The sequence below is a fragment of the Flavobacterium tyrosinilyticum genome (assembly GCF_023656565.1).
Classification (GTDB): domain Bacteria; phylum Bacteroidota; class Bacteroidia; order Flavobacteriales; family Flavobacteriaceae; genus Flavobacterium; species Flavobacterium tyrosinilyticum.
In genome coordinates this window covers 690,949-705,274 of record NZ_JAMOKG010000002.1, presented here as the reverse complement: position 1 = coordinate 705,274, position 14,326 = coordinate 690,949, and the positions used below count along the sequence as shown (strand labels likewise).

9 protein-coding genes are annotated in these 14,326 nt (G+C 33.5%); 4 read left to right on the top strand and 5 right to left on the bottom strand.

The window, feature by feature from the left end:
• Positions 1–193 precede the first annotated feature (193 nt).
• The 5 genes from NCC77_RS10875 to hutH form a co-directional block, all read right to left on the bottom strand.
• A complete protein-coding gene (locus NCC77_RS10875; RefSeq protein ID WP_250835586.1) occupies positions 194–3,079 on the bottom strand; it encodes an ankyrin repeat domain-containing protein in 2,886 nt (961 codons plus the stop codon).
• A 189-nt stretch (positions 3,080–3,268) separates the two neighbouring features.
• A complete protein-coding gene (locus tag NCC77_RS10870; protein WP_250835585.1) occupies positions 3,269–3,520 on the bottom strand; it encodes a hypothetical protein in 252 nt (83 codons plus the stop codon).
• Positions 3,521–3,711: 191 nt separating this feature from the next.
• Positions 3,712–5,052 carry an inorganic phosphate transporter gene (locus NCC77_RS10865; protein ID WP_250835584.1) on the bottom strand — a complete coding sequence of 447 codons (1,341 nt, stop codon included), beginning with the start codon at positions 5,050–5,052 and terminating at the stop codon, positions 3,712–3,714.
• Between the two features lie 30 nt (positions 5,053–5,082).
• Positions 5,083–5,727 (bottom strand): DUF47 domain-containing protein, encoded by a 645-nt coding sequence (locus NCC77_RS10860; protein ID WP_008462731.1) that lies wholly within the window; start codon positions 5,725–5,727, stop codon positions 5,083–5,085.
• 49 nt (positions 5,728–5,776) lie between these two features.
• Entirely contained in the window at positions 5,777–7,291 is a 1,515-nt protein-coding gene (gene hutH, locus NCC77_RS10855; RefSeq protein ID WP_250835583.1) for a histidine ammonia-lyase, read from the bottom strand.
• Between the two features lie 644 nt (positions 7,292–7,935).
• Between hutH and thrA the strand changes: the two genes are divergently transcribed.
• From thrA to NCC77_RS10835, 4 genes are all read left to right on the top strand, one after another.
• Positions 7,936–10,383 carry a bifunctional aspartate kinase/homoserine dehydrogenase I gene (gene thrA / locus NCC77_RS10850; RefSeq protein WP_250835582.1) on the top strand — a complete coding sequence of 816 codons (2,448 nt, stop codon included), beginning with the start codon at positions 7,936–7,938 and terminating at the stop codon, positions 10,381–10,383.
• A 126-nt stretch (positions 10,384–10,509) separates the two neighbouring features.
• A complete protein-coding gene (locus NCC77_RS10845; RefSeq protein ID WP_250835581.1) occupies positions 10,510–11,433 on the top strand; it encodes a homoserine kinase in 924 nt (307 codons plus the stop codon).
• A 400-nt stretch (positions 11,434–11,833) separates the two neighbouring features.
• On the top strand, positions 11,834–13,123 hold the full coding sequence (gene thrC, locus NCC77_RS10840) for a threonine synthase (RefSeq protein ID WP_250835580.1): 1,290 nt from the start codon (positions 11,834–11,836) through the stop codon (positions 13,121–13,123).
• Positions 13,124–13,360: 237 nt separating this feature from the next.
• On the top strand, positions 13,361–14,032 hold the full coding sequence (locus tag NCC77_RS10835; protein ID WP_250835579.1) for an HNH endonuclease signature motif containing protein: 672 nt from the start codon (positions 13,361–13,363) through the stop codon (positions 14,030–14,032).
• Positions 14,033–14,326 lie beyond the last annotated feature (294 nt).

Sequence of the window (14,326 nt, the reverse complement as noted above, 5' to 3'; positions counted from 1 at the left end):
CCATTCGCTTTTAAATTAATTAGTAAAATCCTCAATAAATAATTTTGCAAAGGTCTTTACATGGAAATACATCAATAACTCTTAAAAGTTTTTATACTATCATTTTAAGACAAATATTTGCTAATTATTTATTCCAACAAAAAAGCCGATTTCAATTTGAAATCGGCTTTTTTGTTGGAATAATATTAATTATTTAGAGTAACTGTCTTCTTTTTTGAATTATACCAATAAGTTCAACAAGTTCTTTTTGATTATTTTCCGATGCTATGTCAATACAAGATTTGCCCGCTCCTGTTTTAACTTCAAAATCAGCACCTTTTTCAAGTAAAAATTTAAAAATATCTTTAAAACCAAAATAAGCAGCTAAATGTAAAGATGCTAAACCATTATTGTTTAACGAATTAATATCACTTCCCAAATCAACAAGCAACGATATCATATCTTTAAAACCTTTCATTACAGCAATATGAATTGCTTCATCTCCATCTAAATCTCTTGATCTAATATTTGCACCTTTCATAATTAGCATTTTAACCATCTCTTTTTGATTCAAATTTGCACATATTATTAATGGCGCAATACCGTCAGCATCTAAAATATTGGGGTTCATACCTTCATCGAGCAAAACCCTAACACATTCTCTACTACGAGTATAGCAAGCCATATGTAATAATGATTCTCCTTCATTAGTCATAATATTGACATTAGCTCCTTTCTGAAGTAATACTTCTAGCATATCATGTTGACCATTATTAGCTATAAAATGGATTGGTAATAAGCCTTTAGAATCTGCAATATTTAAATCTGCACCATTGTTAACAAGAAACTTAAACATTTCTTTTTGAAAATGTGATGCTGCAAAATGAAGTGCTGTTTGATTATGTTTATCTGTATAATTTACATCTACACCTTTTTCAACGACAAACTTTGCTAAAGCAATCATACCCATTTTTGCAATATAATGCAATGGAGTTCTCCCAGCATCATCTACATATGTAATATCCACATCACCACTTCTAACCAGCAATTCTGCAACACCACGACTTCCATTTTTACATGCGCGCATAAATGCAGCATCTAAATCATCATCGTCCATTGCAATACTAACGTTTGCTTTTTCTATAATCGAAAGTACACTTCTTTTATTAGATGTTAAGGCAATTTTATATGAGCTATTTCCTTTATCATCTTCAATATTACAATCTGCACCGTTATTAATTAAGAAACGGACTAGTTCAATATCTTCATACTTAACAGCATAATGCAAAGGTGTAGAATCTGTATAATCCTGAACATTTACACTTGCTCCTAATGAAATTAAATGTTTTAAAATTGGAATGTTTTTACAAACAAATTGAGAATCAAACTTACAACTGCTACTGAAAAAAGGAGTTCTCAAATTATTATTAAGTAGCGATATATCGGCACCTTTCTCAACAAGCAAATTAATACTATTGATTGTATTTTTTGTATTATTACAACTTAATATATGTAGTGCGGTATTACCATCTTTATCCATTGCATTAACATTTACACCAATTTTTATCAAATATTCAATTAATTCAAAATCTTGCTTTTGACTTGCAATATGCAATAAAGTATTTCCATCATCATCTGCAATATTGAAATCGGCTCCAAATTCAAAAAGAACTTCTAACACCTCTATATTTGAGTTTTCACAAGCAACCATTACTAATGGCAGACTTGTTTCTCCGCATAAAACTTCTAAATCCGCTCCTTTTTGTAAAAGATTACGAACTACTCTGGCCGTAGTATTTTCACAAGCATAATATAAAGGCGAATTGTCAGAATAATCAAATTTGTTTATGTCAATTACATCACAATTTAATAAAGCATCTATAAAAATATCATCCTTATTTAACTCAGCAGAAATAAATATATCTTTTCGACCTGATTCAAAACTATTTCTAAAGTCATCTAAAGCATCATGCAATAATGTTCTACCTGTATAAATTTCAATTTCATTTATGTCAGAACATTTTTCTAGAATCATGTCATAGTATAATCTTTGGTACTGATTTAAATTAAACCTTTTTAATGAACTAATTTCTTTATAATCAAAAACAATGCTTTCTTTAAAAAAAATAGGCAACAACTCCATCAAATCATCATGCAAATTATTAAAGCAATAAATTTCCAAAAATTTATAAATATAAAAATAGGCTTGTATCTCTTTTTGACTATTTTCAAGTTTAAAACCTTCTTCAAGTAATATTTTAATTATTTTCGACTGTTTCGAAGAAATAACTCTTGTAAGGTAATCAAATCTATAGTCATACCTATAATTTTTATCTTCGTAAATAAATTTTTCATTTATATCGACACCTTCATCAATTAATAATTTAATCAAATCAATGTTTTTATCATTTATTGCTTCAATAAATTGACTACTTAATGGCTCATTTTCATTTATTGAAACTAAATTATTTACTTCTGTAAAAGAATTCTCTTCTTCGGTTTCAATCACTCTTTTTCCATCAGTTAATTCAATTTCAGCTTTTTCTAGTAGTGAAGCAATATCAAGTCGACGATTCTGTATTGCATAATTTAATGGAGTAACATTATATTTATCAGGTTTATTAAAAAGAGCATTTTTGTCAAGAAGTTTTTTAACAACGTTTAAAAGACCATTTTGTACAGCAAAATGCATTGCTGTTTTTCCTATATCATCTGCTGAATTAAGTGTGGCACCATTTTCTATCAAAAATAATGCTATCTCTTCTTTTTTTTCTGAAATAACTTCTGACAAAATGGACCTTAAATTGTTATTAACAGCATTTATATTTGCATTGGCATCTAATAGTATTTTGACAGTTGATAAATGCCCCATCATTGAACTTCTTGCAAGTGGCGTTCTATTGTATGAATCACAAGATTCAATTAATGCACCAATTTCTATAAGCCACTTCACAACATCATCATGCCCTTTACTGGCTGCCATTGAAAGTGCTGTTCTACCTCCACCATCTACGAATTCTAAACTAATATCATTGTTAAATAATAATTTTGCTTCTTGAAGATTATTATTAGAACATAATTTAAAAAACTCCATGCTCATAACTTTTCCTATTTTATAATTACTAAAAATCTCTACTAAATATTTTTGTAAAGATCTCTTCAATAGAATACACAAATAGCTCCTAAAAGTTTTTAAACCCACATTTTAAGACATTTATTTTTTCATTTTCACCCAATAAAAAAGCCGATTTCAAATATGAAATCGGCTTTATAATATATTATAATGTCATTATCTTATATAGGGCCAGATAAATCCATCTGCACTTCCTGTTTTTGACCAGACAGTTCTCCAATTTGAAAAGATCCATTTTCCGTCTATTATAATAAAGCAAATAGTATCACCAGAACTCTTCTCTGAACTTATAAGATATACAATTGCACTATCATTTGAATATTCTAAAACCTTTTTTGATGATACTCCACCTATCATTGAACTAACTTCTTTAGGAATCAAAAATTCTGATCCATGTTTCCAAGTCAAGTACTCACATTTTGCAAAAGAATAAAACCAAAAAAAAATAACACCAAAAAAAATAATTTTGAATGACTGTTTAATTATTTTCATCTACAACTCTAAAAAAAATAAATTTTATCTTACAAAGATATTATTTAAAATAAAAAAAAGGATAACCTATTAAGAGATTATCCTTTTTTATTTTTATCAATATTTTACTAAATAAATACACTTAGAATAAAGTAAACCAAACCAGCTAACAAAGCCGAAATTGGAATAGTCAAGATCCAAGCCCAGATTAAACTTACGGTAACTCCCCATCTTACAGCAGATACACGTTTTGTTAATCCAACACCAATAATAGATCCTGTAATAGTGTGCGTTGTACTTACTGGAATTTTTAAGTGTTCTGTAAAGTAAAGTGTCAAAGCTCCTGCAGTTTCTGCTGCAACTCCTTCAAATGAACTTACTTTAGTGATCTTAGACCCCATTGTTTTCACAATTTTCCATCCACCACTTAAAGTTCCTGCTGCAATGGCAGAATAACAAGCAAGAGGAATCCAGCTTGGCATTACACCTTTAATACCTGCATCATCGTTTGGAAGCACAACATCTAACCAAGCATCCATATGAACACCAGGATTTGTATTGATATAAACCGCTACCGCAGCAGCAATAATACCCATTACTTTTTGAGAATCATTTCCTCCGTGACCTAAACTAAATGCCGCAGAAGATAATAACTGCATTTTCTTTAAAGCAGCATCTGCCTGATGAAGATTCAAACTGCTGAATATTAAACAGAATGCACTTACTGTCAAGATAATGAAAGCAACTAAAAACCATTTAATATTATGAGAATCGAATACAACGCTCCAGAAATGAGATTCGAAACGAGGTTTTCCGTGCTCTAGAATCTCATCATAAGAAACCATTTGAACGTAAACAAACCAAATCGTTGCAAGCATTAAAGCTACAGTAAAGATTTTTGGTCCGATACTTTTACGTGAAGCATTTAACAGCCAAATCGAAATTAAGTAAGATGCAATAACTCCTAAAAGCGGTGCTAAGACAATAAAAGCAATAATAATGAGGACTCCCGAGGGCATTCCGCCATCTTTACCGGCCTTATACCAGCTTACAATTTCATACCAGTAGTGAGTTGCTCCGTCTTCTCCAACATAACCAGAGAAACCGTGAACGGCAATAGCGTGCGCTACAGCTGCTCCTGCGAAACCTCCAATTAAAGTATGCGAAGAACTTGAAGGAATTCCTAACCACCAAGTCAATAAATTCCAACAGATTGCTGCAATTACTCCGGCTAGGATAACAACAAGGTTAATTTCCATTGTGTGCGCTGTTTTGGCAACAGTATCTGCAACACCAAATCCAAAAACCCAATAAGCCAGAAAGTTAAAAAATGCTGCCCAGACAACCGCCTGAAAAGGTGTCAAAACCTTTGTTGCAACAACAGTCGCTATAGCATTTGCCGCATCATGAAAACCATTGATGTAATCAAAAATTAAGGCTAATACTATAATTAATATAAGTAGCGTCATAAAATTATAACTTCAGATTGAAAAATTGAATTAAGAATGTTTTACAGAAATAGATTCTAGTATGTTCGCAACACTCTTACATTTGTCTGTTGCTGATTCTAAAACAGATAACACTTCTTTATATTTAATGATATTTTTAGCGTCTGTTTCGTTTTCAAAAATTTCAAAAACTGCTTTGTTATATACGTTATCAGACTTGTTTTCTAGTTTGTTGATTCTAGCACAAGCATCTTTAATAACTTTAAAGTTTTGTAAGTTTCTCAACTCTTTTACCGCACTGTCAATGTTTTGACAAGCTTCAAGGTTGATTTCTGTCATCTTTCTGATAGATTTTGTAATCTTATCAACTTGATACAATCTCATACGGCTAGATGCACCATGAAGGTAATCGGCAACGTTGTCAATTGAAGTAATTAACGTGTGAATGTCTTCTCTATCAAATGGAGTAATAAAGTTTCTGCTTAACTCAAGGTTTGTCTGACGTGTAATGTCTTCTCCTTTTTGTTCTAATTCGTCAATCTTTTGAAAAAGAATTTCTCTTTCTTTTAATGGTAAATTTACAGCTTCGTGTAAGTTAGAAGCTAATTCAATTAAATTGCTTGAAGCTTCTTCAAAAAGTGGAAAGAATTTTTTGTCTTTCGGCACTAAAAATTGGAAAATACTGTTTATTGACATTGTTTTATTTTTGATAGCGCAAAATTACCTTCAATAACACGTTTCAGTGTTAAGCCATTGTTAACAAATCGTTTTCAATTTGAAAACTCTCAAGGAATAACACCGTGTTTTCTATGTCATTATGTAAGATCCTATCTTCTTTTACCAAAGGCACCACTTCTCTATAACTGTTTAAGAACATTTCGATAAAATCACTTGATTTTAAAGGCTCTCTATAAGCAATTGCTTGTGATGCATTCAACAATTCAATAGCCAAAATACGCTCTAGATTATCTAAAACACGTAAGGCTTTTGTAGCGCCGTTTGCTCCCATGCTTACGTGGTCTTCCTGACCGTTGCTAGAAACAATACTATCTATACTTGCAGGTGTCGCCAATTGTTTGTTCTGACTGGCAATACTGGCAGCCGTATATTGCGGAATCATGAAACCAGAATTCAATCCTGGGTTATCAACCAAAAATGCTGGAAGATTACGTAATCCTGAAATTAACTGATAAGTTCTTCTTTCAGAAATGCTTCCTAATTCGGCTAATGCAATTGCCATAAAGTCTAAAGCTAATGCTAAAGGCTGTCCGTGGAAATTTCCGCCAGAAATAATCTGATCAGCTTCAATAAAAATATTAGGGTTATCGGTAACCGAATTAATTTCTGTCTTGAATACTTTTCGAACATAATCAATCGCATCTTTTGAAGCGCCGTGAACCTGTGGCATACAACGGAAAGAATACGGATCTTGAACGTGTTTCTTTTCTTGAGTAATGATTTCGCTTCCGTCCAAGAATTCTGTGATTCTTTGTGCGGTTACGATTTGCCCTTTATGTGGACGTATATAATGTATCAATTCGTTGAATGGTTCGATTCTTCCATCAAAACCTTCTAGAGAAATGGTTCCGATTAAATCTGCCAAATACGAATATTTATATGCTTTAATTAAAATATGAGCTCCATAAGCACTCATAAACTGCGTTCCGTTCAGCAAAGCCAAACCTTCTTTGGATTGAAGTACAATTGGTTCCCAGTTGAAATGCTTTAAAACCTCGGCAGAAGCCATTTTTTTTCCTTCAAACAATACAATTCCTTCTCCAATTAAAGGCAAAGACAAATGTGCCAGTGGCGCTAAATCTCCAGAAGCTCCAAGCGAACCTTGCGTATAAATAATAGGCAGAATATCATTATTGTAAAAGTCAACCAAACGCTCTAAAGTTACTAGCTGAATTCCAGAATGTCCATAACTTAATGATTGGATTTTCAGCAAAAGCATCATTTTTACAATTTCCGCTGGAACTTCCTCCCCTGTTCCGCAGGCGTGCGATTTTACTAAATTCTCTTGAAGTTTAGATAAGTTTTCATTTGAGATTTTTACACTATATAAAGATCCAAAACCTGTATTGATTCCGTAAATTGGTGCCGTATGCGATGCCATTTTTTTATCTAAATAATCACGGCATTTCTGAACATTTACTTTAGCTTCTTCAGATAATTCAAGTTTTTTATTTTGGCTTAAAATTTCTTGTAATGTTTCTAAAGTAATGGTTTCTGAACTTATATAATGGATCTCTCTCATGATGATTTTAAATTTTAAACGCCAAAATTCAACAAATCAATATTAAAAAGCAACATTTTATCACAATAATTAAAATTTCTACCAGAACTCTTAACATACATTTAATTGCTTTTCAAATCAAAATATCCAGCTACATCCCGTTTTTAAGTTCTTTTTGGGCTAAACATCAATCTCTTGCGCGGATTAAATCTTAAAAAAATGCTGTCCTAAATATATTAAAACATCAATTTAACATCTGCAATTTTAACAAATACTCAATATTGATTTATAGAGATTTGAATTATTAAAATATTCGTAAAAAAGCCTTTTAAGTTTTTAACTCTTATAAAAAGCTGTACTTTTGAAAAATCAAAAATGAAAAGTAACAGCATAAAATATCAATCTACAATTATTACAGCTCAAACAGGAGTTGCAATTGCTGCTACGATTATTTCTACTACAACAACTACTACCCCTTAGGGGTATACATTTTTACATATCATCCTAGGTTACCTATACTTTTTTCTTGAAAGAAGAAAGTTATTGGATACATAAAAAACATTTACAAAAAAATAGTCGCAGTTTTCAGTTTCAGTTCACAGTTGATAACCTTTGAACCTTTGTTACTCAAAATCTTTGCACCTTATTAAAAAATATCAAACAAAATGAAAGTATTAAAATTTGGCGGAACTTCGGTTGCCAATGCTCAAAATATAAAACTCGTTCTCGAAATTGTTAACCAAAAAGCAAAGCAAGACCAATTAGTCGTTGTAGTTTCTGCCCTAAGTAAAGTGACTGATTTACTGCAATTGGCGGCGGCAAAAGCAGCGGCAAACGACGAAAGCTTTAGAGAAGTGGTTGCCGAAATAGAGAAAAAACACCTTGATACATTAAAAGAATTGATTCCGGTAAGCGAGCAAAGCAGTTTGTTGAGCCATGTAAAAAGAATCATCAACCATTTAGAAACTTTACTAGACGGATGTTTCTTATTGGGTGAATTGTCTCCAAGAACTGCCGATACTATTTTAAGTTTCGGAGAATTGCTTTCTTCATTTATCATTGCTCAGGCATTTCAGCAAACTGAAAAAGATGCGGTTTACAAAGACAGCCGTGAATTGATTAAAACGGATAGTAACTTCGGAAAAGCTGCGGTAAACTTTGAAGTTTCGAATCAGTTAATTCAGGAATATTTCGCTTCGAATAAATCAAAAATCAATATACTTCCAGGATTTATTGCGCAGACTTTGGACGGAATCACTTCGACTTTAGGACGTGGCGGATCTGATTATACTGCAGCCATTATCGCTGGTGCAATCGATGCTGAACAATTGGAAATCTGGACTGATGTAAACGGAATGTTTACTGCAAACCCAAAAATTGTAAAACAAGCACAGCCAATTGCTACTATTTCATACCAAGAAGCAATGGAATTGTCGCATTTTGGTGCAAAAGTGTTGTATCCGCCAACAATTCAACCTGTTTTAAGAAAAAATATTCCAATTTTAATCAAAAATACTTTTGAACCAGAAGCTGAGGGAACTTTAATTTCTAGTCAGGTTTCATCAAAAGATACGGTTGTAAAAGGAATTAGCCATATTGATCATATTTCGCTTTTAACTCTTGAAGGTCCAGGAATGATTGGAGTTGCAGGTTCGTCTAGAAGATTATTTGAAGTATTATCTCAAGAAAAAATCAACGTAATTTTTATTACTCAGGCTTCTTCTGAGCATTCAATTTGTATCGGAATCTTGAATTCGGATGCTGATAATGCTGAAATTGCGATTAACCGAGCTTTTGAAATCGAAATTTCGCAAAACAAAATCGATCCTTGTTATGTAGAAAAAGACCTTTGTATTATTGCTTTGGTGGGCGAAAACATGAAAAATCACCAAGGTTTGAGCGGAAGAATGTTTAGCACTTTAGGAAAAAACAACGTAAACATTCGTGCCATTGCGCAAGGTGCTTCTGAAAGAAACATTTCGACTGTAATTAATGAAAGAGACGTTAAAAAAGCATTGAACACTTTACATGAGAATTTCTTCGAAGAAAACACAAAACAGCTCAACTTATTTGTAATGGGAGTTGGAAATGTGGGAGAAAAATTCATCGAGCAGATTCACAACCAAAGAAAGTTCTTAAAAGATAATCTAAAGATCAACGTTCGCGTAATCGCTTTATCAAATTCAAGAAAAATGGTATTTGATGAAGATGGAATTTCTTTAAAAAATTGGGATGCCGCTTTAAGCGAAGGTCAACCAGCAAGTATTGAAGAATTCATCAAAAAAGCAAAAGACCTAAATTTACGTAACAGTATTTTTGTTGATATTACAGCAAATGAAACGGTTTCTGAAGCTTACGAGAAATTCTTAAAAGAAAGTATTGCGGTTGTAACTTGCAACAAAATTGCTTGTTCTTCTGCTTACGACAACTATAAAAAATTAAAAAGCTTATCTCGCCAATACAATGCTCCGTTTTTGTTTGAAACGAATGTTGGTGCGGGATTGCCAATTATTGATACCGTAAAAAATCTGATTGCTTCTGGAGATAAAGTGCATAAAATCCAAGCGGTTTTATCGGGAAGTTTGAACTTTATTTTCAACAATTTCGATGAGAAAAATTCTTTCCACGATGTGGTAAAAGAAGCTGGAGTTCAAGGTTTCACAGAACCAGATCCCAAAATCGACTTAAGCGGAATCGACGTAGCTCGTAAAATCCTGATCTTAATTCGTGAAAGCGGTTACGAAATGGATATTGATGCTATTGCAAACGAATCGTTCCTGCCGGCAGAATGTTTAGCAACAACAAACAACGAAGATTTCTTCGCATCGTTAATCAAACACGCTGCTCATTTTGAAGGTATTTATAAAGAAGCTTTAGCCAAAGATTCAAGATTGAAATACGTGGCGCAATTCGAAAACGGAAAAGCAAGCGTTGGTTTGCAATTCATTCCAAAAGATCATCCTTTCTATAATTTAGAAGGAAAAGACAATATCGTATTGTTCTACACAGATCGTTACGTAGATCAGCCTTTATTGATCAAAGGAGCCGGAGCTGGAGCAGCAGTAACAGCATCAGGAATTTTTGCCGACGTTATTCGTATTGGGAATGTTTAGCCGCTAAGGCACTAAGACGCTAAGTTTTTAAGTCTTTTTTGCGCTTAGCATCTTAGAAACTTAGCATCTTAAAAACTTAAAAAAAAACTTTGTGACTTTGTGCCTTCGTGGCAAAACCAACCAAAAATGAAAGAAATAAAACTATTTTGCCCAGCAACTATCGCCAATCTCTCATGCGGATTTGACGTACTCGGACTTTGCTTAGACAATGCGGGCGATGAAATGATTGTTCGAAAAGTCGATCAAAAAGGAGTTCGAATCACTAAAATTGTCGGTGCTGACTTGCCTTTGGAAACCGAGAAAAACGTTTCTGGAGTTGCGGCTTTGGCAATGCTAGAAACTTTGGACGAACTAGATTTTGGATTCGAAATCGAAATTTATAAAAACATAAAAGCCGGAAGCGGAATCGGAAGCAGTGCTGCAAGTTCTGCCGGAGCGGTTTTCGGAATTAATGAATTATTAGGAAAACCATATTCTCGTAAAGATTTGGTTCAGTTTGCCATGCAGGGCGAGAAATTAGCCAGCGGAAACGCGCACGCCGACAACGTTGCTCCTGCCCTTTTAGGCGGATTTACTTTGGTAAGAAGTTACGCTCCGCTTGATATTATCAGAATTGACAGCCCAGAAGAATTGTACGCAACGGTGGTTCACCCGCAAATTGAATTAAAAACTTCTGACGCACGTTCGGTTTTAAAACAAAACGTTTCCCTGAAAAGCGCCATCATGCAATGGGGAAATGTAGGCGGATTGGTTGCAGGTCTTTACACTAAAGATTACGAATTAATTGGACGTTCGCTTCATGACGAAATCGTTGAGCCTTTAAGAAGTGTTTTAATTCCAGGTTTCGATCAAATCAAACAAACGGCTTACGAAAACGGCGCTTTAGGTTCTGGAATTTCAGGTTCTGGCCCATCAATCTTCGCTTTAAGCAGAGGAAAAAACACCGCCGACCAAATCGCAAAAGCCATGAGCGACGTTTACGAAAAAATGAATTTACCGTATGAGATTCATGTTTCGAAGATTAATCCTGATGGTGTAAGAATTTTGTAGAAGAGTATTAAGTACTAAGAATTAAGAATTAAGTATTAAGACAAAGTTTGTCAGGCTGAGCGAAGTCGAAGCCCCGCAAAGTATGCACATAAAGTATAGCGCGTCCAGTTTGTCATTTCGACGTAAGGAGAAATCTCCACGAGAAACTCGACAAAGATTGGATTAACGTTGCGGAGTTACTTGCGAAGATTTCTCCTTACGTCGAAATGACAAACGTTGAGGATTTACTTTATGTGCATACTTTGCGGGGCTTCGACTCCGCTCAGCCTGACAAAAGCAACACACAATTGAAAACATAAAATATTGAAATAAAAAAATATTACCACAAAGCTTTGCGAACTCTGCGTTTTCAAAAGAAACCAATTCCTTGCGTGCTTTGCGGTTAAATAAAAAACAACCAATGAAATACTACAGTTTAAACCATAATGCTCCAAAAGTTTCTTTTCAAGAAGCTGTTATACAAGGATTAGCAACTGACAAAGGATTATATTTCCCAGAAAGCATCACACCGCTTGATCCTTCATTTTTTGATAAAATTGAAAGTTTAAGCCACGAAGAAATCGCTTTTGAAGCGATTAAACAATTTGTTGGTGACGAAATCCCAGCGGAAAAATTAAAAGAAATTATTGCCGAAACTTTAGTTTTTGATTTTCCGGTTGTGAAAGTCGAAGACGGAATTTATTCGTTAGAATTATTTCATGGCCCGACAATGGCGTTTAAAGATGTTGGAGCACGTTTTATGTCGCGTTGTTTGGGTTATTTCAATAAAGACAAAAAAGACGCTAAAAATACGGTTTTAGTAGCGACTTCTGGAGATACCGGCGGAGCCGTTGCAAGCGGATTTCTAGGCGTTGACGGTGTTGATGTTGTCATTTTATATCCGTCAGGAAAAGTGAGCGATATTCAGGAAAAACAATTGACTACTTTAGGGCAAAACATTAAAGCGCTTGAAGTTGACGGTGTTTTTGACGATTGTCAGGATATGGTAAAAAAAGCGTTTTTAGACGAAACTTTGGCGCACAAAAACCTGACTTCTGCAAATTCTATTAATATTGCGCGCTGGTTACCGCAAATGTTTTATTTCTTCTTTGCTTACAAAGCCTTGAAAAGCCAAAACAAACCTTTAGTTTTCTCTTGCCCAAGCGGAAACTTCGGGAATATCTGCGCCGGAATTATGGCTAAGAAATTAGGTTTGCCAATTGAACATTTCGTTGCTTCTACAAATGTAAACGACACGGTACCAAGATTCTTAGAAAACGGAAAATACGATCCAAAACCTTCTAAAGCAACAATCTCTAACGCCATGGACGTTGGAAACCCAAGTAACTTTATTAGAATTCAGGAATTGTACAATAATGACTTAAAAGCTTTCGAAAAAGACTTTTCTTCTTATAGTTATACAGACGAAGAAACGTTGGAAGCTTTAAAGAAAATCTACAACACAGACGGTTACATTGCAGAACCACACGGCGCTGTAGGTTATTTAGGTTTGAAAAAAGAACTTGAAAAACACCCCAACGCAATTGGTATTTTCTTAGAAACTGCGCATCCTATTAAATTCTTAGATGTGGTTGAACCTGCTTTAGGAATCACACTTCCTATTCCTGCTCAAATTGAGAGTGTTATTAATGAGGAGAAAGTTAGTGTGAAGATTGGAACTTATGAGCAGTTGAAAGCATTTTTGGGATAAAAAATTATGATAAATGATTAAAGCGAGTAAAAAATTTTTACTCGCTTTTTTATTGCGTTACAGTTAATCATTTTGAATAAATAAAAATTTAAAGTATGGAAATCCGTATAAATTGGCAAGAAAAAATACATATATTTGAGAACTAAAAAATTAAACATCTAATTTACAGTTTGTTTTGTTTCTTAACAATTTATGTGCAATTTTTAAAAGACAATTAACTGAATAAAATAATTACATATGAAGAAAATACTACTAGTTATTTCATTTTTTATCACATATCTATCTAATAGTCAAGAAACTTATACAATAGGTAAAACGGAATATTATTATAATCAATATTATTCTACAACAGGAAAGCCTGTAGTTAAAAGAAACGAAACAAATAAAAAAATATTCTTAAGATCTCTAGGATATAGTGAAACACCAAATGGATATCAAATCGATCATATTACACCCTTAAGTGAGGGAGGAACTGACGATCCTTCCAATATGCAATTATTAACGATTAGTCTACATAAATCTAAAACAGCTCGAGAAAGGGCTAATCGTAGTACTTCTACAATAACATCTTCAACAAATTCATATTATGAAAATTCGAATTATATTAATTCTTATGAAGAACCAATAACGACAGCCGATTATTCAAGAACAGAAAATGGAAGAATAATTTATAAAGGAACTTCTGGAGGAGAATACTATGTTAATAATAGTGGAAATAAAGTTTATGTAAAAAGCAATACATCAAATTCTACCTCTTCAAACTATTCAAGTACTTTAAATTCATCCTATTATTCCAGTTCCCCATATTCGACACCTTCCTCTTCTACTTCGAGAGATATACAAACGGGGTCAAGAGGAGGTCAATATTATATAAACTCGAATGGTAACAAAACATACGTTAAAAAGTAAAGTTGTATATAACAATTCCTATCTAGCAAAAAATCTTCTACGAAATAGTATTCAAAAACTCCGATAGCGGGGATTTGCAATCCGTGCCCGCAACAGTGAGAGACAAAACAAATCATTAAACAAAAATTACACAAATTAATGTTTTATAAAGAGAACTAGCCAATCTTTGTGGGCACGGATTGCAAATCCGCGCTATCGAGTTATCATTTTACCCCCGCTAGCGTGAGCATCCCGCTTGTGAACACAAAGAAATTCAAAAACCAATTGGAACGTCACTAAGGTGACACCTGCTCT

What these genes read in the sequence shown, in the direction of transcription:
- NCC77_RS10875 (WP_250835586.1), bottom strand. Translation starts at nt 3,079, where the DNA reads ATGAGCATGGAGTTTTTTAAATTATGTTCTAATAATAATCTTCAAGAA.
- NCC77_RS10865 (WP_250835584.1), bottom strand. Translation starts at nt 5,052, where the DNA reads ATGACGCTACTTATATTAATTATAGTATTAGCCTTAATTTTTGATTAC.
- NCC77_RS10860 (WP_008462731.1), bottom strand. Translation starts at nt 5,727, where the DNA reads ATGTCAATAAACAGTATTTTCCAATTTTTAGTGCCGAAAGACAAAAAA.
- hutH (WP_250835583.1), bottom strand. Translation starts at nt 7,291, where the DNA reads ATGAGAGAGATCCATTATATAAGTTCAGAAACCATTACTTTAGAAACA.
- thrA (WP_250835582.1), top strand. Translation starts at nt 7,936, where the DNA reads ATGAAAGTATTAAAATTTGGCGGAACTTCGGTTGCCAATGCTCAAAAT.
- NCC77_RS10845 (WP_250835581.1), top strand. Translation starts at nt 10,510, where the DNA reads ATGAAAGAAATAAAACTATTTTGCCCAGCAACTATCGCCAATCTCTCA.
- thrC (WP_250835580.1), top strand. Translation starts at nt 11,834, where the DNA reads ATGAAATACTACAGTTTAAACCATAATGCTCCAAAAGTTTCTTTTCAA.
- NCC77_RS10835 (WP_250835579.1), top strand. Translation starts at nt 13,361, where the DNA reads ATGAAGAAAATACTACTAGTTATTTCATTTTTTATCACATATCTATCT.